This window comes from Nocardiopsis sp. SBT366 (genome assembly GCF_001083815.1).
GTDB lineage: Bacteria > Actinomycetota > Actinomycetes > Streptosporangiales > Streptosporangiaceae > Nocardiopsis > Nocardiopsis prasina.
The window spans coordinates 151885-171199 of record NZ_LAVM01000001.1 but is presented as its reverse complement, the minus strand read 5'-3'; the positions used below and the strand labels follow the sequence as shown (position 1 = coordinate 171199).

Here is a 19315-nt window from a genome sequence, read left to right as displayed (position 1 = left end):
GGTGTGGGCCGCGTACCGGGGGGCGCGGGCATCGCCGGCGGGTGGTCCGGAGTGCCCGAACTCACCCGTCCCGGGCTGCTCGGCCCAGGGGTTGGACTGGGGCTCGGGGCGCGCCCGACGTCCGCGTGACGGCGGCTGCGCGGGCAGCGGGTCGGACAGCGGGTCGTAGTCGTAGCCGCCCTCGCGGTCGGCACGGCCACGGTAGGGATCGGGGTAGTCATCCCTGTCGGTCATGAATCTCCCTGGCTTGCACGGACGATCTCGCCCGGGGGATGGCCTGTTGACCGTTCCTGGTCCAAGGCGCTCTGCAAGAGCACGGTGGCGGCCGCCTGGTCGATGACCGAGCGGCGGGCCCGGCCGCCCTTGGCCCCCTTCTTCCCGAAGGAGGCGCCGGAGAGCAGCTGTCCCTGGGCGGTCACCGTGGTGAGTCGTTCGTCCACGAGCCTGACGGGGACGGGGTCGAGGAGTCGGGCCAGGGTGTTCGCGAACTCGCGCGCGGACCGGGCCGCCGGTCCCTCCTGGCCGGACAGTGAAGCAGGGTAGCCCACGACGACCTCGCGGGCCTCCTTCTCCAGTACGAGGAGGGCGATGCGCTGCACGTCGCCCCTGCCTCGCGGGATGGTCTCGACCGGGCTGGCCAGCACGCCGCTGGGGTCGCTGGCGGCGACGCCGATACGCGCGTTGCCCGGATCGATCGCCAGGCGCACACCGTGTCTCACGAGGACGCCTCCTCCTGCCTGGGGGCGCTGCTCGCGCGGGCCGTACCGTCGACGGCACAGCACCGCTGCTGGGAAATCCTCAACACGGTGGTCCTGTTCATCAGCTGGATCGCGGGAATCTCCGCGCAGACAGCCATGTGATCGGCTGTGACGCGCCACAGTATGCCCGATTCGATGACGGTGCGCAGCCTGACCCATGGAACGCCCCCGGTCGCGCGGGGACCGGGCCAGGGGCCTCGGGTCCGGCCGTGTCAACGGGGACCGGGGCGCACACGTACGGTCCGAGTGTAGGTCACAGTGGTCACGCACCGGGCCCGGGCGGGTGTCACCGGGTCGTCCGGCGGCATCGTGCGTCGGATCGGGTCCCGGCGGCTCGGGAACCGTCAGCTTGGTCACATAACGAAACTGTACGGACAGGTTCGACAACTCGGGGTGATTGACCCGTTCGGAGTGGCGAAAAGGCGACCGCGCCCCGCGTGACCCACAAGGCCCCACGAGGCGCGGTCGGACGGACCAGCGCCCAGGCGGCTAGGCGCCCGCGACGCGCGCCTCCACGGCGCGCAGGGCCTCGTCCACCTTGCTCGCGTCGGTGCCGCCGCCCTGGGCGATGTCGGGCTTGCCGCCGCCACCGCCGCCGAGGGCGCGGGCCGCGACGCCCACGAGGTCGCCCGCCTTGATCCCGGCCTTCTGCGCGGCCTTGTTCGCGGCGATCACCACGACGGGACGGTCCTTGGGCACGGCGGTCATCGCCACGACCACGGGCTCGTCCTCACCGAGGCGTCCGCGCACGTCCAGGACCAGCTTGCGCAGGTCGTCACCGCTGGCACCCTCGGGCGCCTCGGCGGCCACGACCCGGGCCGAGCCGTGTCGGCGCGCGCCGGCCGCGAGGTCGCCCGCGGCCTGGAGCACCTGGGCGGCGCGCAGCTTCTCGATCTCCTTCTCGGCGACGCGCAGCCGCGAGACCATCGTGTCGATCCGCTCGGGCAGTTCCTCGCGCGGCGTCTTGAGCTGCTCGGAGAGCTGACCGACCAGGGCCGACTCCTTGGACAGGCGCCTGAAGGCGTCCACGCCCACGGCCGCCTCGACGCGGCGCACGCCCGAACCGATGGAGGACTCCCCCAGCAGCTTGACGATGCCGAGCTTGGCGGTGGAACCGACGTGCGTGCCGCCGCAGAGCTCGACCGAGTAGTCGCTCATCTCCACGACCCTGACGCGGTCGCCGTACTTCTCCCCGAACATGGCCAGGGCGCCCATCCTGAGCGCCTCGTCCAGGCTCCTCTCCTCGGTCTGGACCGCGATGTCACCGGCGAGGACGGTGTTGACCTCCTCCTCGACCTCGGCCAGGCGCTGGCCGCCCAGCGCGTTGTCGGCGGTGAAGTCGAACCGCAGCTGGCCGGGGCGGTTCTCCGAACCGGCCTGTCCGGCGGAGGGGCCGATCGCGTTGCGCAGCGCCGAGTGGATCAGGTGGGTGGCCGAGTGGGACCGTTCGATGGCGTGGCGGCGACCGGTGTCGATCTCCGCGTGCACGGTGTCGTCCAGGACGATCTCTCCGGAGCGGACGGTGCCCCGGTGCACGAACAGGCCCGGGAGCGGCTTCTGGACGTCCTCGACGTCCACCACGCCGCGCCCGTCGACGGTCAGGGTTCCGGTGTCGGCGAGCTGACCTCCGCTCTCCCCGTAGAACGGGGTGCGGTCCAGGACGATCTCCACCTTGTCGCCCGCGCGCGCGGCGGGGACGCCCTCGCCGTCAACGACGATGCCCTTGACGTGGGAGTCGCTCTCGGCCTCGGTGTAGCCCAGGAACTCGGTGTTGCCGGCGTTCTCGTGCATCTGCGCGTAGAGCGAGATGTCGGCGTTGCCGAGCTTCTTCGCCTTGGCGTCGGCCTTGGCGGTGTCCTTCTGGCGCTGCATGAGTTCGCGGAAGGCGCCCTCGTCCACGCTCAGACCCTGCTCGGCCGCCATCTCCAGGGTGAGGTCGATGGGGAAGCCGTAGGTGTCGTGGAGCTGGAAGGCGTCCACACCCGAGAACTCGGTACCGCCCGCGGCGCGGGTGCGCTCGGCGGCGCGGCCGAAGAGCGTGGTGCCCGCGCGGAGGGTGTCCGCGAAGTTGCGCTCCTCGTTGTCGACCACGCCGTGGATGACGTCGGCCTTGTCGAGCAGGTCCGGATAGATGTCCTTCATCGCGTCGATGCTGACCGCGGTCAGGTCGTGCAGGAAGAAGGAGTCGGTGCCCGAGAGCAGCCGCAGGTTGCGGATCGAACGGCGAAGGATGCGGCGCAGGACGTACCCGGCCTTCTCGTTGCCGGGCTTGACGCCGTCGCCGACGAGCATGACGGCGCTGCGCACGTGGTCGGCGACCACGCGGAGCATGACGTCCTGGTCGTGGTCGTCACCGTAGGCGGTGCCGGTCAGCTCGGCGGCGCGGTGCAGCACGCGGCCGATGATGTCGGTCTCGTAGATGTTGTCGACGCCCTGCAGGACCGCCGCGAGGCGCTCCAGACCGAGACCGGTGTCGATGTTCTTCCTGGGCAGTTCGCCGAGGATCGGGTAGTCCTTGCCGGAGCCCTCACCCCGCTCGTACTGCATGAAGACGAGGTTCCAGATCTCGATGTAGCGGTTCTCGTCCGCCTCGGGACCGCCCTCGACGCCGTACTCGGGGCCGCGGTCGTAGAAGATCTCGGAGCAGGGGCCGCAGGGACCGGGCACTCCCATGTCCCAGTAGTTCTCGTCCATGCCCATGCGCTGGATGCGCTCGGGGCGGACACCGACCTTGTCGCGCCAGATCGACGCGGCCTCGTCGTCGTCGAGGTAGACGGTCACCCACAGCTTGTCGGGGTCGATCCCGAATCCGCCCTCGGACACCGGGGTGGTGACGAGCTCCCACGCCAGCGGGATCGCCCGCTCCTTGAAGTAGTCACCGAACGAGAAGTTTCCCAGCATCTGGAAGAAGGTGGCGTGACGGGAGGTCCTGCCGACCTCCTCGATGTCCTTGGTCCGGATGCACTTCTGGACGCTGGTGGCGGTGTCGTAGGAGGGTGTGCGCTGACCCAGGAAGTAGGGCTTGAAGGGGACCATGCCTGCTGGCACCAGCAGCAGCGTGGGGTCCTCGGCGATCAGGCTTGCCGAGGGCACCACGGTGTGTCCGTTCTTCTCGAAGAAACTGAGGAAGCGGCGCGCGATCTCTGCCGTCTCCATTGATGCCCTCCTGTGCTTGGCTCCGCCGCCCGGTGGCGGCGGGGTTGTCCCTGGGTGGGACCGTGGTCACGCGTGGTCGGTAGGGGCCCATCGTAGAGGGGACCGCCACGTCTGCGCGCATGGTTTGCAGTGGCCGCCGAGGACCCGCACCGTTGATGACAACGGCGGCGGTCGGCCATTCCAAGGCTATCGCCGCTGGCCACCGACGCATCCCCGATGGGCCGCGCGCGAGGGCTCCGGGCCGGGTGCGGGAACGCCGAGGGGCCCGGCGGTCTCCCGCCGGGCCCCTCATCGGAGGTCACGGTTCTCCCGCCGGGTCGGCGGGCCGTGACGAGGCGCCTCAGGCGCCGTAGAACTGACGCACCCTCGGGGCGAACATGAGCCCGGTCATCGTGGCGTGGAAGGCCAGCGGGAGCAGGGAGGTGGGCGCACCCTCCATGGCGAGCGCACTGACCAGGTTGAGGACCAGCAGGAGCGCGGAGACGATGTTGAACACGACGACGCCCCAGAAGAGGCCCTTCGTGCGCTTGCCCATCCTGGCGGCGAGCGTCGTCGAGACGATGCCGTAGACCAGGGGGATCAGAGCGAAGAAGGCTCCGAGGGCGCCAAGGACTCCCACCATCCCGGCGACCTCGGCACCGCTCGCCTCGGACGCGGTCCCGGCCGCCGCGCCCACGCCCACGCCGAGCGCGACGAACACCCCGATGATCAGACCGAGGAGGATGCCGACCGGACCGCCGATGAACATCAGCACGCGGACCGTGGTCGCCGGGCCGGGCATCGTGTCGGGGGCGCCGGGCGAACCGTGGAACTGCGGAGGCGGGGCGCCGGGCGCTCCGTAGGGCTGGCCGGGTCCGTGGCCGTGCTGCATCGGCTGCTGGGGGTAGCCGTAGCCGCCCTGCTGGTGCTGCGGCGGACCCTGCGGGTGCTGGGGCGGGTGGCCCTGGCCGTAGGGCTGCTGGGGGCCTGAGGGAGGCGTGGGGTACACCTTGGTCCTCTCTGAGGGAGCGTGTGGACAGCGGGAGGATCTCGACAGGGACAGACCCGGAGAGAGCGGTGCCGGGGCGGGTGTTGCGCCCCGGATCTCAGTAACCGGGGTAGTGACCGGCGGGCGCGGGCTTGTAGTACGCGCGGGTCGCCGGGACCACCATCAGGACGATCATGCCGATCGCGAAGAGCAGCGGGATGAACGACCCGATGGCGCCGGTGAAGATGTTGACGAGCAACAGGAGGGCGGCCAGGGCCTGGAAGACGACGATCGACCAGAGGATGCCGCCGCTGCGCCGACCCATGAACGAGGCCAGGGCGGTGGAGACGAGGCCGTACACGAACATGACCCCGCCCAGGATCGCCATGACGGCGACGACCTCGGCGGCGTCGATGTTGACCCCGGTCTCCTGCACGCCCTCGGCGAAGGCCTGGCCGAACTCGTTGTCACCGCCGGCCATCAGCCCCATCAACAGGACGAGGCCGCCGAAGAGCAGTCCGCACACGCCGCCGATGAACATCAGCACGCGCACGGTGATCGCGGTCCCGGGCATCTTGGGCGGTCCCTGCGGGACGCCGGGGTAGCCGGGCTGTCCCTGGTTGTAGGGGTCCTGACCACCGGAGTAGGGACCCTGGGGCGGCTGTGGCGGGTACATGGCGCTTCCTCACGTGTTGCACTGGTTCGTCAACCCTACAGACGCGCATCCGAGAGCATCGGTTCGCGATTGCGACGTAACGATCCGACGGATGCGACGCCCGCGCGGTTCCCCTCGTTGCCCCAGGTTGTGCCCATTACGGCCAGCCGCTACCCGCGGTCGCGGAGTCCCCTCGGCTCAGGGTCCGAGGAGCGCAGGGAGCGGGACTGGGGCGCGTAGCGGCGCAGCAGCTCAGCCTCCTCCTCCCGGACCGCCTCCGCGAGGTCCTCGTTGAGCTCCTGGAGGGCGCCCCGGTACTCGCTGACCCGGCCCTCGACCCGGTCGGCGATGCCCCCGGGCGTCATGGCCCGGCGGGCCCGGTGCACCCGGTGCACCGCGTAGCCGCCGATCGCGGCCCCGGCCGCGATGTAGAACAGTCGTCCGATCACCGGTTCTCCCTCCGCTTGCGGCCGCGCATCACGGCCAGGGCCTTGCGGCGGCCCAGGACCTGACGGACGGCGTAGGAGAACGAGGCGATCCTCACCAGCGGGCCGGTGAACACCGACCGGGTGAGGGCGGTCATGGTGGACACGTCCTCCGAGGAGGCCTGGACGTTGGCGGTGATCTCCTCGACCCGCTCCAGTGACGTGTTGGTGCGCTCCACCGTGGAGGCCACGTCGTCCAGCAGCGGCGGGGTCCGGTCCCCCACCTCGGAGACGACCTTGGTGGTCTCGTTGATGAGTTTGATCAGTTTGACGAGCGCCACGCACATGAACGTGGCCAGCACCGCCCAGACCACCGCTGCGACGAGCGCGGCGACCTCTCCTCCGGTCAGCATGAAGGCTCCGTAGGGCAGATAGAGGGTTGCTTCGAGGGTGTGCGAACGGTCCCCGCGCGCGCTCGGGCGCGCACCGGACACCTTGGGGCGGGGTACGGGGGCCAGCGATCGCGCCGGGTCGGGGCTCCCGATCCGCGTCCGCCGCCGCTGCCACTGAGGGCCGGGGCGGCTGGTTTCGGCCGACCCTATCGCGTCCGGTGTCGGCACGCGTGGGCGCGCCACGGTGTGGCAGGCGGTGGGAACGGTCACGTGTCCGAGACGTCCGGTTCGGGACCCTCGGGGATCGACGGACCGGCGGGCGTCGGCGAGAATCACCGCAGAGATGGTTCTTCACTACGATGTCCGGACACCAGGGCACGCCCCGCAGCCCCTCGCTGGCCCAGAAGCACCGACAGGACACCCATGAGCCCCCGTTCTCCGCGTGAGATCTCCGTACTGGTACCCCCGGACCTGGCACCCCTCTACCCGGACGACCCGTCGCGGATCGGCCCCTACCTCGTCCTCGGACGACTGGGGCAGGGTTCCACCGGCACCGTGTACGCCGCAGTGGACACCGCCTCCACCACCGCCGGCGACCGCCTCGTCGCCGTGAAGCTGCTCCGGTCCCCCGAACTGGAGTCCCCCGACGTCTACCCCGCGCTGGCTCGGAGGTTGCGCAACCTGTCACAGGTCGACCCCGAACGGGTCGTCGTGCCGCTCGCCTTCGACCCGGACGCCAACCCGCCGTGGCTGTCCATGCCCTACCTGGCAGGGCAGCGATTGTCCCACTACGTGACCAGGCGTGGCGGTGTCGGGGTCGGGAAGCTGATCGCGCTGGCCACCGCGTTGGCAGAGGGGTTGTCGGCCCTGCACGCCCGCGGGGTGTCCCATGGATCGCTGCGTCCCAGCGAGATCCTGCTGGAGTCGCACGGGCCGCACATCATGGAGTGCGCGATCGCCCCGAAGGCGGAGCGGCTGCGCGGCTCGGGTGCCACCTGGCTGAGCCCCGAGCGGTACCGGGGCGGGGCGCCGTCGCCCGCGGCTGACGTGTTCGCCTGGGGCGCCGTCGTGGCCTTCGCGGGGACCGGGCGTCTGCCCTTCGGCCCCGGTGAGCCCGAGGAGATCGCCGAGCGGGTGGCCGCCGGGGACTTCGCCCTGGACGGGCTCGCGCAGGGTCTGCGCCCGGTCGTGGGGCGCGCCCTGGATCCCGACCCGGACCGTCGGCCCAGCCTGCGCGAGGTGACCGGAGCGGTCATCGCCGTGTGGCACGCGGAGGGCGCGGAGGAGGGTGACGCCCCGACCGGCGGACGCGAGGAGATCAGCCGCCTCCTCGAACGCGAGTGGCACGCGGTGGAGCCGCCCGCCCGGGTGCCCGAAGTGATCCGGTTGGAGGGCAGGATGGGCAACCACCGTCCCACCCGCACCCTCTTCCTGGCGGGCGCAGCCTCGGTCGCGGCCGTGCTGGTCGGCGGCGGTGTCTGGGGCCTGTCGCAGATGGTCGGCGACGGCGCCGAGGCCGACCCGGTCGCCGACGAGGCCTCGGAGGCCCCTGAGTCCGAGCCCGCGGAGGAGGAGGCCCCGGGCACGCTGGTGGTGCGGTTCGACCCCTCGGAACAGGAGGAGCCGGAGGCGGGGGTGGAGGAGCGGACCTGGGTGTACACACCGGTCACTCGGGACGACGAGATCCCGCGCAATCAGGGCATCCCGAGCCACGAGGCCTGGGCGGAGCAGTGGCAGGAGGCGGGCGATCCGGGTGAGGCGGTGATCAGGTCCGACGCCGAGGTGAAGTGCGCCCGCTTCTGCGCCGCTCCCGAGCACGTCTTCCTCGACGAGGAGGCGCGCGGCACCTGGGACCTGAGCGGGAGCGACTTCGTCGACCACCTGTCCTGGGGGCCGGTGATGATCGTGGAGATCACCTTCGCGGAGGAGCAGGAGGGTGACGGGCCCCGTGAGGTGGTGGAGGTCGTGGAGCTGTTCTCCGACTGAGCCGGGGGCGGTCGCAACCGCCCCCGGTGACACGGCCCCGGCGCACCGCGCCGGGGCCGTCGTGCGTCCAGGGCGTGTTTCTTGGATGCCGTCGCCGGTTGGCGGCGGAGACCCATCGATACGAGTGTCCGTCTCCCCTACTGCACCGCTACGCAGGCTCCGCAGTCCCACACAGAGGGTCCCGGCCATCTTTCGCGAGCTGTGGAGCGAAGCTGCCCCTGCAGTGCGCTGCTACGCAGGCTCCGCAGAGTCGCACAGCGGGGCCCGCCCGGGGGTTGGCTGTGCGAGCTTCGTCGGTGCGGCGAGGGGCGGGCTGGTGGTGACGCGAGGGCACCGCGCCGCAGGCATCCGTTGAGGGCGGTGGAGGGCGACGAAGAGGGAAGGCACCGCGCCGCAGGCGTCCGTTGAGGGTGGTGGCGGGCGAGGGGTGGGCGGGGGATCCACAACCACCCCCTAACCCTCGCTCTTGAGGACGCTCCTGATCTTCTGGAGGATCTCGGTGAAGCGACGTTCGGCACCGTGCTGGGTGGGGCGGTAGTACTCGCGTTCGGTGAGCCCCTCGGGGGCGTGCTGCTGCGGGGCCACCCCGCCCGGGTGGTCGTGCGCGTAGCGGTACCCCCTGCCGTGCCCGAGGTCGGCGGCGCCCTTGTAGTGGGCGTCACGCAGGTGGGCCGGGACGGGACCGGCCCGGCCCGCGCGGACGTCGCCCATGGCCTCGTCGATGGCGGTGATCACCGCGTTGGACTTGGGGGCCAGACTGATGTGGATGACCGCCTGGGCGAGGTTGATCCGGGCCTCGGGCAGCCCGATCAGCTCCACCGCCTGGGCGGCCGCGACGGCGGTCTGGAGGGCGGTGGGGTCGGCCATGCCGACGTCCTCGCTGGCGTGCACCACCAGGCGCCGGGCGATGAAGCGGGGGTCCTCCCCCGCCTCGATCATGCGGGCCAGGTAGTGCAGGGCGGCGTCCGGGTCGGAGCCGCGCATGCTCTTGATGAAGGCGCTGATGACGTCGTAGTGCTGGTCTCCGGAGCGGTCGTAGCGCACGGCGTGGCGGTCCACGGCTCGCTCGACGTGCTCGGCGGTGATCTCCACCGGGCCCTCGGCGGAGGGTGGCCCTGCGACGAGGGCCCCCGCCTCCAGGTAGGTGAGTGAGCGTCGGCCGTCTCCCCCTGCCAGCCGGATGAGGTGCTCGGCGCCCTCCTCGGTGAGGGTGTACCTGCCGTCCAGCCCGCGCTCGTCGATCAGCGCCCGGTCGACCAGGGCCCTGATGTCGGAGTCGTCCAGGGACTCCAGTGAGAGCAGCAGCGACCGGGACAGCAGCGGGCTGACCACGGAGAAGAAGGGGTTCTCGGTGGTGGCGCCGATGAAGCTGACCCAGCGGTTCTCCACCGCGGGCAGCAGGGCGTCCTGCTGGGTCTTGTTGAAGCGGTGCACCTCGTCCACGAACAGCAGGGTGCGTGTGCCGTTCATGCCCATGCGGCGCTTGGCCTCCTCCACGACCGCGCGCACGTCCTTCACCCCGGCGTTGACCGCCGAGAGCTCCACGAACCTGCGCCGGGTGACGCGGCTGACCACGGTGGCCAGGGTGGTCTTTCCCGTTCCCGGCGGCCCCCACAGGAACACGGACATGGGCGCGTCGTCCTCGACCAGGCGGCGCAGCGGGCTGCCCTCGCCCAGAAGGTGGCGCTGGCCCACGACCTCGTCGAGGGTACGCGGCCGCATGCGTACGGCCAGCGGCTCCTGCCCCTTGGCGGCCTCGGCCCCGGCATCGTCGAACAGTGTTTCGGACACACACCCAGGGTAGGCGAGGACCGGCGCGTCCGTGGCCGGGCCCGAGGCGCCGGTCTCAGCCCTGGTGGACGGAGATGTTCTCGGGGCTCTCGGCCTGCTCGGGCGGGGGCGTGGCGCGCGGGATCATCCGGGTGATGAGCAGGGCGATGTCGTCGCCCCGACCCGCCGGAGCCATCTCGGCCAGGACCTGCGCGGCGGCGTTGGGGTCCTCCCCGTGCTGGGCGAGCGCCTCCCCCACCTGGGCCAGCCCGTCCTGCATGGTGACGTCGGAGCTCTCGACGAGCCCGTCGGAGCAGAGCAGCAGCGTGGTGCCGGGCGCCAGGACCCGGGTGGTGACGGTGTACTCGGTGTCCGCGAGCACGCCCAGGGGCGGTCCGGTCTCGGGCGACCACAGCTCGTAGGTGCCCTGGGTGGCGAGCACCGCTGGCGGCTGGCCCGCCCAGGCGGCCTGCATGACCCCGCTCGCCCGGTCCACCACGAGGTAGCCGCAGGTGGCGAAGACGATCTCGCCGGTCTCGGTGAGCAGCCGGTTGGTCTCCCCCAGGACGACGCCCGGGTCGGACTGGTTGCTGGCGTAGGCGCGGAAGGCGACACGGATCTGGCCCATGGCGGCGGCCGCCTCCACGCCGTGGCCCTGCACGTCCCCGACCAGGAGGCCCACCTTGTTGTCGGGGAGCTCGATGACGTCGTAGAAGTCACCGCAGATACGCCACTCGGCGCGCGAGGGCAGGTACTTGGTGGCGATGTCCATGTCCGGGAAGCTCGCCACCTGGCGGGGCAGCATGCGGCGCTGGACGGCGTCGGCCAGTTCCAGCTCGGCCTGCTGGGCCTTGATCCGTTGGAGCGCCTGTCCGGCCAGCCCCGCGAAGGTGAGCATGAGGGCGCGTTCGTCGCGGCTGGCGTGGTGGGGCCGGTCCCAGACCATCTGCCACACGCCGAGGGCGATCTTGCCGTCACCGAAGATCGGGACGGTGGCCCAGGCCTGGCCGCGGGCCGAGCGCATGAGGTCGACGGCGGCCGGGAAGCGGCTGGCGATCTCGGCGCGGCTCTCGAAGAACCGGGGCTGGCGGTCCTGGATGACCGCGCCCATGGGGAAGTCGGTGTCGTCGGCCCGTCGACCATCTATGCGGTGGGTGTTTCCGCGCTCCCGGGCGCTGGGCGAGGTGCGCAGCAGGCCCTCCTCGACGTACAGCGCCAGGGCGTAGACACCGCCGAAGATCGGCAGGAACTCCTCGCTGAGCAGGTCCATCACCTTGTCGACGGTGGTGGCGGAGACGAGCTTGGAGGAGAGTTCGGTGACCAGACGGCCGTGTTCGGCCTCGGTGCGGCGGCGGTCGGCCAGGCGGCGCACCAGCTGGACGTGTTCGGTGACGTCGTCGATGATCCCGACCAGCCGGTCGGGCTGGCCGGGCACGAAGCGGGCCCGCACGTGCAGGGAGCGTTCGTCGCCGAGGCGGTCGAAGATCCGGAAGCGCTGCTCGTAGTCCCGACCGGTGAACGAGGCCGCCATGGCGTCGCGCACGCGGGCGTTGTCGTCGGGATGGATGCGTTCGAGGATCCGTTCCAGATCGCGGTCGTTCCCGGCCAGGAGCCCGCCCAGCGGGGTGGGTCCGAAGAGCTCGCGCAGGCGCCCGTTACTCAGGTCCAGGCTCCACAGGACGGAGTCGGAGTTGTCCGTGCGCAGCTCGCCGACCACCCGAAGGTCGGTCTCCTCGGTGGAGAGCACGTGCAGGAGGACGACCACGGCCGGGGCGGAGGGGTCGTCGGGCACGAGGTCGACGTCGCCGTCGACGGGGCGGAGCCGGACCTCCGCCAGTCTGGAGGACTTGTCGGTGACGGCCAGGCGCAGTCGGGAACGGCGGTGCCAAGTCCCGGCGAGCGCGTCATGGTGGGCTCTGGTGCCCTGTTCGACGTCAGCGGAGTCCAGGAGCTCGAACCAGGGGCGTCCGGTGAGCTCGGCGGCGTCCCTGCCGAAGAGCTCGGTGAGCGCGCGGTTGGCGTGCTGGATCGCGCCGTCGGTCCCGGTGACCGCCATGGGCTCGGGGGCATGCCGGAACGCCTCCGCGAGTGCGTCCCCGGAGCCACCGCCTGAAGCGCGTTTTCCGTTCACGTATGACTCATCCTCATGTCGGCTCGGACGTCACACCCGCGTCAGGCGCGGTCACCCCTGGAACGTACCGATTCGGCTCATTGTAGTGTCCGGAACGCGACCGGTCCGGGGAGGGAACCGAGGCCGGCTCACCGGCGCCGCCTCCCGTCGGCTGCGTAACCTCGTCGAACACGGACCCTCATGGTCCATCAACGTGATGGGGTCGCGGCCGGTTCCACTCCGGAAGGCCGTAACCTACCGACCCCAGGGCGTGAATCGTTACGCTCGTGTGACTCGGCGGGGCAGAAATGCACTCCGCTCCCACGGCGCCCTCTTTTGGGACGGGCCCCGTCGACGCTCCGTGTTCACTCCCGGACACGTGCGTACCTCGGCGTGGGAGGGTGATTCGCCCCCAACGGTAGGGGATGACGGGCCCGGCCGCATCCGCGTGTCGACCTCTTCCGCATTACGGACGAGGTTTTTGACCTGATAAACACCTATTTTCACTTTCTGGCCGAATGTGGCACGTTCAAAGCGGGGTCATTACGGGCACCGAACTGGTCAGTCGAGAACTCGTCATCCCACCCCGAGGACTCACCATGCACCCTGAACGCGTCCGTGCCCTGACGGGAGCCCCCCTTCGCGACGCCGTCTGCGACTGGACCTGTCGGCTCTGCACCCACAGCAATCCCGAGGACGAGGACATCTGCTGCCAGCGCTGCGGCGCCACCAAACCCTGACCCGCTGACGCCGCCGGTGGCGGTGCGCGCGACGTTGCGCGCACCGCCACCGGTCGGCCACTATCCGAGCGCGGCCTCCGCGACCGTTTCGGTGGCCCCGAGGTCGAGCCGTTCCCAGGCCCCCGTGTCCCGCCGCAGCTGACGGTCGTGGGTGGCCAGGACCACCGCCGCGCGGGTCGCGCCGAGTCCCTCCGTGAGTTCCTCGACCAGCGGGATCGACAGGTGGTTGGTCGGCTCGTCGAGCAGCAGCACGTGCGGCCGCGAGGCCAGTGCGAGCGCCAGGTCGAGCCTGCGCTGCTGGCCCGTCGACAGCTCCCGCACCGGTCGGCCCGCGTCGGCGGACGAGAGGAGCCCCAGGGCGTTCAGGGAGACCGTCTCGTCCTCCCCCAGGACCCCCTCACTGACGAGGCGGCCCTGGTACGCGGCGAACACGTCGTGGGCCCGCCGCGCACCGGCCGACGGCGACTCCTGTTCCAGGAGCAGCACCCGAGCGCCGCGCGCGGTCCGCACGGCTCCCGCGGTCGGTTCGGTCCGCCCGGTCAGTACGGACAGCAGGGTCGACTTGCCCGCGCCGTTGGGCCCGGTGACGACCAGCTTCGTGCCCGACTCCAGAGTGAGCGTGACCGGCAGGTCCAGCCTCCCCTCGACGCGGACCTCCTCGGCCCGCAGCAGGTTCGCTCCCGGGCGTGCGGGCAGCTCCGGGAACCGGAACAGCATGGGAGGCGGCGGCATGGTGACCGCGTGCGCCTCCAGGTCGTCCCGGCGCCGGTGGACGGCGCGGACCAGGGCGGGCGCTCGGGTCGCCCGCTGGTGCTTTCCGGTGCCCTTCTCCGGCCGCCAACCGCTGACAAGCCGGTTCTGGGCCTCGGACAGGTCCCGGGTGAGCCGGGCGTGCTCGGCGCGCTGCTGTTCGTACTCCTGCTCCCAGCGCTCCCGCTCGGCGCGCCTGCCCTCCTGGTATCCGGCGAACCCCCCGCCGAAGACGCGCGGCTCGCCGTCCCGGCTCGGGTCGAGGTCGAGCACGGTCGTGGCCACGTCCGACAGCAGGGCGCGGTCGTGGCTGACCAGCACCACACCGCCCGGATGCCCCCGCAGCCTGTCGGTGAGGAAGTCGAGCCCGGCGGCGTCCAGGTGGTTGGTGGGCTCGTCCAGGAGGAGGAAGTCACGGGTGGCGCCGAGCAGACAGGCGAGTCTGACCCGGTAGCGCTGGCCCACGGACAGCTCCGCCAGGGGCCGGGACCGGTCGGTGACGGCTCCGAGGTGCTCCAGGGCGAGGTCGACCCGACGGTCGGCGTCCCAGGCGTCCAGGACCTCGGCCGCGGCCAGAGCCTCGGCGTAGTGCTCGGCGGCCTTCGGGTCCCCGGTGGCCAGCCCCGCCGCGCCGGCGTCGAGCGCGGCCAGGGCCGCGCGGGCGTCGGCGAGTTCGGTGTCGACCAGGTGGCCGACGGTGCGGCCGTCCGCGACGGTCATCTCCTGTTCGGCGACGCCGAGCGTGCCGACGCTTCGCACCTGACCGGAGTCCGCGACGAGCGCACCGGTCAGGACGTGCAGGAGGGTCGACTTGCCACGGCCGTTCTCGCCGACCACACCCCACCGGGAACGGGGTGTGACGGTCATGTCGACGCCGGACAGGACGGGGCGGCCGCCGCGGGCGAGGTGGACACCGGTCGCGGTGAGTTGGGCCCGTTCTCCGGCGGGCAGGCCGGAAACGGGTGTGAGGGCGGTCAAGGTACCTCCGAACCGAGCTCCGCCCGGCCGGAACGCGAACTCGGTTCGACGGCGGGGCGCGTGTGAGCTCCTCGAGCAGACGGGATGACCCGGAAGGGGTCAGGACACACGTCCGGCACCCGCGGCCACGTCGTGGCGGGCGGGCGCCTCGGCTCGGATTACAGGAAGTAGAGGTACTGCACGGGCCCAGGCTAACAACGCGGAGAAGAGAGGGTCCAGGCAATAAGGGAGAGGCGCCGGTCACCGGAGGGTTCCGGTGGCCGACGCCTCGTGTCCGGCGGCCCCGTGTCCCGGGGCCGACTCGGCTACTTCTTCTTCTGCTCCGGGAGCACCGTGCGGATGTGCACGTCACGCAGCTGCTGCTCGGAGACGACCGCCGGAGCGCCCATCATGAGGTCCTGGGCGTTCTGGTTCAGCGGGAAGGCGATGGTCTCGCGGATGTTGGGCTCGTCCGCGAGGAGCATGACGATCCGGTCGATGCCAGGGGCGATGCCGCCGTGCGGCGGGGCGCCGAACTTGAGCGCCTTGAGCATGCCGCCGAACTCGGCCTCGACCGCGTCCTTGTCGTAGCCCGCGATGTCGAAGGCCTTGTACATGATCTCGGGCGAGTGGTTCCGGATCGCGCCGGAGGACAGCTCCACGCCGTTGCAGACGATGTCGTACTGCCAGGCGAGGATGTCCAGCGGGTCCTTGTTCTCCAGCGCGTCCATCCCGCCCTGGGGCATGGAGAACGGGTTGTGGCTGAACTCGACGTGGCCCTCGTCGGAGCGCTCGAACATCGGGAAGTCCACGATCCAGCAGAAGCGGTAGACCTTCTCCTCGGCGAGGTCGGCGCGGCGCCCGGCCTCGACGCGGACCGGTGCCATGATCCGGTTGATCTCCGCCTCGTCCTCGCTGGCGCAGAAGAACAGGCCGTACCCGGGACCGGCGTCCAGGGTCTGGAGCAGGTCGTCGCTGATCTCGGTGACGAACTTGGCGATGGGCCCGGTGAGCTCACCGTTCTCGCCGACCTTCAGCCAGGCCAGGCCCTTGGCGCCCTGCTCGACGGCGAAGTCGCCGATCCCGTCGAAGAACTTGCGCGGCTTGTCGCCCACCCGGGGGACGGCCAGGGCCCGGACCTTCTTGCCCGCGAAGGCACGGAAGTCGGTCTTGTCGAAGAGCGCGGTGACGTCGAGCATCTTCATCGGCACGCGCAGGTCGGGCTTGTCGGTGCCGTACCACTCCAGCGCGTCGCGGTAGGCGACGCGCGGGAAGGGCGAGGTGATCTCCCAGTCCGTGGAGAACGCGCGGAAGACGTCGGTCATGACGCTCTCGATGACCTCGAAGACGTCCTCCTGCTCGACGAAGCTCATCTCGACGTCGAGCTGGTAGAACTCGCCGGGCGAGCGGTCGGCGCGGCTGTCCTCGTCGCGGAAGCAGGGCGCGATCTGGAAGTAGCGGTCGAACCCGGCGATCATCAGCAGCTGCTTGAACTGCTGGGGGGCCTGCGGGAGGGCGAAGAACTCACCCGGGTGCAGGCGGGAGGGCACCAGGAAGTCGCGGGCGCCCTCGGGGCTGGAGCTGGTGAGGATGGGGGTCTGGAACTCGTTGAAGCCCAGCTCCGTCATCTTCTGACGGATGAAGGCCACCACCTGCGAGCGCAGCATGACGTTGCGGTGCATGCGCTCTCGGCGCAGGTCGAGGAAGCGGTAGGTGAGACGTCGCTCCTCGGAGGTGTTGTCCTCGGGGAAGACCGTCAGCGGCAGTTCCTCGGTGGTGCCGAGGACCTCCACGTCGGTGGCCTCGATCTCGATCTCACCGGTGGGCAGGTTCGGGTTGACGTTCTCCGCGCTGCGGGCCGCCACGACGCCGGTGACCTGGATCACCGACTCCTTGGAGATGCGGCTGAGCTCCTCGAACACCGGGGACTCGGGGCGGGCCATGAGCTGCGTGACACCGTAGTGGTCGCGCAGGTCGACGAAGAGCAGCCCACCGAGATCCCGGCGGTTGTGCACCCAGCCAGAGAGGCGCACCTGCTGCCCGACGTGCTCCTTACGGAGCTGACCACACGAATGAGTCCTGTAACGATGCATGAGTTACCAAGTCCACTAACTACGCGGCTGAGCGAGGATGCCGGGGAGCCCGAGACCGGGTCCGGCGGGGGGCGGGGCGTCGCCCCTTGAACAACTGGAATCCTACCGCCAACGGCACCGGCCGGGCCCCCGGAATACGACGGCGGGCGGGGGTCAGCCCGTGACCCCGCGCAGGTACGGGTTGGTGGTGCGCTCTCGCTCCACCGTGGTGGCGGGTCCGTGGCCGGGCAGGATCTGGGTGTCGTCGCCGCGTCCGAGGACGGTGCGGGCGAGGCTCGCGTTCATCGCCTCGCCGTCGCCGCCGGGGAAGTCGGTGCGTCCGATCGACCCCGCGAAGACCAGGTCCCCGGCGAACATGACCGGTACCCCGTCCCCGGTGCTCGTGAGGTAGACGACCGATCCGGGGGTGTGGCCGGGGGTGTGCTCGACGGTGAACTCCATCCCGCCCAGAGTCAGGCTCTGGCCGTCCGTCACCTCGACCAGCTGATCCGGTTCGCTGAAGGGGCCGGGGCCCAGGAGCATCTCGAGCTGCGCGGCGAATCCCGCGTCGACGCCCGCGGCCGGTTCGGTGAGCAGACCGCGGTCGGAGCCGTGCAGGTGTACCGGTACGTCGTGCAGTTCACAGAGTTCGGCGGCCGACCAGACGTGGTCGAAGTGGCCGTGGGTGAGCAGGATCGCGGCCGGTGTGAGGTCGTGTTCGGCCAGGGCCTTGGCGACCTGTGGAGCCGCGCCCTGGCCCGGGTCGACGATGACGCAGGCGCCGCCGGGCGCGGGTGCGAGCACGTAGCAGTTCGCGGAGAGGGGCCCGGTGGGAAGCGCGGCGATGAGCACGGCTGGTCGTCCTGTCCTGGTGGCTTCGGTTGTCCGGGAACCCTCCGACCTCGGCCGGAGCACGGGTCCCCTGGCCGCAGAGCCTACCGAGCCGGGTCAGGGCGGGCGAACCGGCGGGTTCGTCCGAGAACGCGTTTGATCACCATTCGATCACCGCGCGCGCCCCTGCTCTTTGCCTGGGCGCGCGGTAGTGCCATATTGGTCAGCGTCGTCGAGTTGATCGAGGCCCTCGACCTGCGCCTCCTCTTCCGAGGCGGGAGACGGGCCCGGCCGACGGCACGGCAGCGGGACCAGAACCCCCGAACTGCGTTGACGTGAGACACGGCGCGTCGTTGTCCGCCGAATCGTATGGATATCGTGCTGGTGCACGGTGGTTCCCATCACGAACAGGCGCGGTACCGCCGCGACGACCCGAACCCGACCGCGACCGGCCGGGTTCATGACAGCAGGAGGACACGGTGACCACGGACCCTTGGGGCCGCGTAGACGATGACGGCACGGTCTACGTGCGCACAGGTGAAGGCGAACGGGTCGTCGGATCGTGGCAGGCGGGCGCCCCGGAGGAGGCCCTGGCCTTCTTCCGGCGCAAGTACGACTCTCTGGTCACCGAGGTGGAGCTGCTGGAGAAGCGGCTCCGCAGCACCGACCTGTCCGCCTCCACCGCGATGACCACCATCGACAAGCTGCGCTCCACGATCACGGACGCGAACGCGGTCGGTGACCTCGACTCGCTCATCGGCCGACTGGACGCGCTGTCCGGCCGCGCCGAGGAGCGCAAGGTCGAGCAGAAGCAGGCGCAGGAGGAGGCCCGGGGCCAGGCCCGCGAGGTCAAGGAGCGGATCGTCGCGGAGGCCGAGCGGGTCGCCACGGAGACCACTCACTGGAAGTCCGGCGGCGAGCGGATGCTCCAGCTCATCGAGGAGTGGAAGAAGGCCCCCCGGGCCGACCGCCCCACCGAGCAGGCGCTGTGGAAGCGGATGTCCGCCGCGCGCAACTCCTTCTCCAAGCGGCGCAAGGCCTACTTCGCCAACCTGGACCAGCAGCGCGAGGGGGTGCGCACCGAGAAGGAGCGCATCGTCGCCGAGGCCGAGGGGCTGTCCACCTCCACCGACTGGGGGCCCACCGCACGCGCCTACCGCGACCTGATGCAGCGGTGGAAGGCCACGGGCCGGGCCGACAGGGCCAGCGAGGACAAGCTCTGGACCCGGTTCAAGGCCGCACAGGACACGTTCTTCGACGCCCGGAACGCGACCTTCGCCGAGCGCGACGCGGAGCTGCGTGTGAACGCGGAGGCCAAGGAGCGGATCCTGGCCGACGCGAAGGCCGAGATCCCCGGTATCACCGACCCCCGCCGGGCCCGCGCCCGCCTGCGGGACTTCCAGGAGGCCTGGGAGGAGGCCGGCGACCTGCCGCGGGACGTACGCGACCAGCTGGAGGGCGCGTTCCGGCAGATCGAGGACGGCGTGCGCCGCGCCGAGGACGCCGAGTGGGAGCGCACGAACCCCGAGGCGAGGGCCCGCGCGAAGGACACCGTGGACCAGCTGTCGACGGCGATCGCCGGCCTTGAGGCCAAGTTGGAGAAGGCCAGGGCCAACAACGACGCCCGCCGCGTCAAGGAGCACGAGGCCGCTCTGGAGGCCCGCCGTTCCTGGCTGGCCGAGGCCGAGAAGGCACTGGGCGAGTTGAGCTGAGGCTCTGCCGCCGGGCTCACGTGGGGCCGTACCC

16 protein-coding genes are annotated in these 19315 nt (G+C 71.0%); 4 read left to right on the top strand and 12 right to left on the bottom strand.

Annotation, left to right across the window (positions count from 1 at the left end; all coding sequences use genetic code 11):
- On the bottom strand, positions 1–234 hold a 234-nt coding region (locus tag ADX84_RS00770), incomplete at its 3' end, for a hypothetical protein (RefSeq protein ID WP_049565731.1).
- Positions 231–719, bottom strand: a complete 489-nt coding sequence (gene ruvX, locus ADX84_RS00765; protein ID WP_049565729.1) for a Holliday junction resolvase RuvX — start codon at positions 717–719, stop codon at positions 231–233. The genes ADX84_RS00770 and ruvX, both read right to left, overlap by 4 nt.
- Here ruvX and ADX84_RS26195 point away from each other — a divergent pair.
- Entirely contained in the window at positions 711–860 is a 150-nt protein-coding gene (locus ADX84_RS26195; RefSeq protein ID WP_169336572.1) for a hypothetical protein, read from the top strand. The two genes, ruvX and ADX84_RS26195, sit on opposite strands and share 9 nt — an antisense overlap.
- A 387-nt stretch (positions 861–1247) precedes the next feature.
- Here ADX84_RS26195 and alaS read toward each other — a convergent pair whose 3' ends face one another.
- From alaS to ADX84_RS00740, 5 genes are all read right to left on the bottom strand, one after another.
- Entirely contained in the window at positions 1248–3914 is a 2667-nt protein-coding gene (alaS, locus tag ADX84_RS00760; RefSeq protein WP_049565726.1) for an alanine--tRNA ligase, read from the bottom strand.
- A 340-nt stretch (positions 3915–4254) separates the two neighbouring features.
- Positions 4255–4902 carry a hypothetical protein gene (locus ADX84_RS00755; protein WP_049565724.1) on the bottom strand — a complete coding sequence of 216 codons (648 nt, stop codon included), beginning with the start codon at positions 4900–4902 and terminating at the stop codon, positions 4255–4257.
- A 97-nt stretch (positions 4903–4999) separates the two neighbouring features.
- Positions 5000–5557, bottom strand: coding sequence for a hypothetical protein (locus tag ADX84_RS00750; RefSeq protein WP_049565721.1), 558 nt, complete (start codon positions 5555–5557; stop codon positions 5000–5002).
- A 149-nt stretch (positions 5558–5706) separates the two neighbouring features.
- Complete coding sequence (locus ADX84_RS00745) at positions 5707–5985, bottom strand: hypothetical protein (protein WP_049565716.1); 279 nt, start codon at positions 5983–5985, stop codon at positions 5707–5709.
- Complete coding sequence (locus ADX84_RS00740) at positions 5982–6374, bottom strand: DUF948 domain-containing protein (RefSeq protein WP_017546580.1); 393 nt, start codon at positions 6372–6374, stop codon at positions 5982–5984. The genes ADX84_RS00745 and ADX84_RS00740 overlap by 4 nt, the downstream gene beginning before the upstream one ends.
- Before the next feature lie 402 nt (positions 6375–6776).
- On the opposite strand from ADX84_RS00740, the gene ADX84_RS00735 reads away from it, so the two are divergent.
- Complete coding sequence (locus ADX84_RS00735; protein WP_049565712.1) at positions 6777–8339, top strand: serine/threonine-protein kinase; 1563 nt, start codon at positions 6777–6779, stop codon at positions 8337–8339.
- A gap of 453 nt (positions 8340–8792) precedes the next feature.
- On the opposite strand, the gene ADX84_RS00730 is transcribed toward ADX84_RS00735, so the two are convergent.
- Positions 8793–10130: a replication-associated recombination protein A gene (locus ADX84_RS00730; RefSeq protein WP_049565710.1), complete on the bottom strand. Its 1338-nt coding sequence runs from the start codon at positions 10128–10130 to the stop codon at positions 8793–8795.
- A 55-nt stretch (positions 10131–10185) separates the two neighbouring features.
- Entirely contained in the window at positions 10186–12240 is a 2055-nt protein-coding gene (locus tag ADX84_RS00725) for a SpoIIE family protein phosphatase (protein WP_049565707.1), read from the bottom strand.
- A gap of 578 nt (positions 12241–12818) precedes the next feature.
- Here ADX84_RS00725 and ADX84_RS26190 point away from each other — a divergent pair.
- Complete coding sequence (locus tag ADX84_RS26190) at positions 12819–12959, top strand: hypothetical protein (protein ID WP_169336573.1); 141 nt, start codon at positions 12819–12821, stop codon at positions 12957–12959.
- Positions 12960–13019: 60 nt separating this feature from the next.
- On the opposite strand, the gene ADX84_RS00720 is transcribed toward ADX84_RS26190, so the two are convergent.
- The 3 genes from ADX84_RS00720 to ADX84_RS00710 form a co-directional block, all read right to left on the bottom strand.
- Positions 13020–14687: an ABC-F family ATP-binding cassette domain-containing protein gene (locus ADX84_RS00720; protein ID WP_049565705.1), complete on the bottom strand. Its 1668-nt coding sequence runs from the start codon at positions 14685–14687 to the stop codon at positions 13020–13022.
- 305 nt (positions 14688–14992) lie between these two features.
- Positions 14993–16759 (bottom strand): aspartate--tRNA ligase, encoded by a 1767-nt coding sequence (gene aspS / locus ADX84_RS00715; protein WP_082206225.1) that lies wholly within the window; start codon positions 16757–16759, stop codon positions 14993–14995.
- Positions 16760–16912: 153 nt separating this feature from the next.
- Positions 16913–17590, bottom strand: coding sequence for an MBL fold metallo-hydrolase (locus tag ADX84_RS00710; RefSeq protein ID WP_049565699.1), 678 nt, complete (start codon positions 17588–17590; stop codon positions 16913–16915).
- Between the two features lie 458 nt (positions 17591–18048).
- Between ADX84_RS00710 and ADX84_RS00705 the strand changes: the two genes are divergently transcribed.
- Entirely contained in the window at positions 18049–19281 is a 1233-nt protein-coding gene (locus ADX84_RS00705; RefSeq protein WP_049565696.1) for a DUF349 domain-containing protein, read from the top strand.
- Positions 19282–19315 lie beyond the last annotated feature (34 nt).

Excerpts from the sequence above, each read along its gene's own strand:
- ADX84_RS00735 (WP_049565712.1), top strand. The coding sequence starts at position 6,777 with ATGAGCCCCCGTTCTCCGCGTGAGATCTCCGTACTGGTACCCCCGGAC.
- aspS (WP_082206225.1), bottom strand. The coding sequence starts at position 16,759 with ATGCATCGTTACAGGACTCATTCGTGTGGTCAGCTCCGTAAGGAGCAC.
- ADX84_RS00750 (WP_049565721.1), bottom strand. The coding sequence starts at position 5,557 with ATGTACCCGCCACAGCCGCCCCAGGGTCCCTACTCCGGTGGTCAGGAC.
- ADX84_RS26190 (WP_169336573.1), top strand. The coding sequence starts at position 12,819 with ATGCACCCTGAACGCGTCCGTGCCCTGACGGGAGCCCCCCTTCGCGAC.
- alaS (WP_049565726.1), bottom strand. The coding sequence starts at position 3,914 with ATGGAGACGGCAGAGATCGCGCGCCGCTTCCTCAGTTTCTTCGAGAAG.
- ADX84_RS00740 (WP_017546580.1), bottom strand. The coding sequence starts at position 6,374 with ATGCTGACCGGAGGAGAGGTCGCCGCGCTCGTCGCAGCGGTGGTCTGG.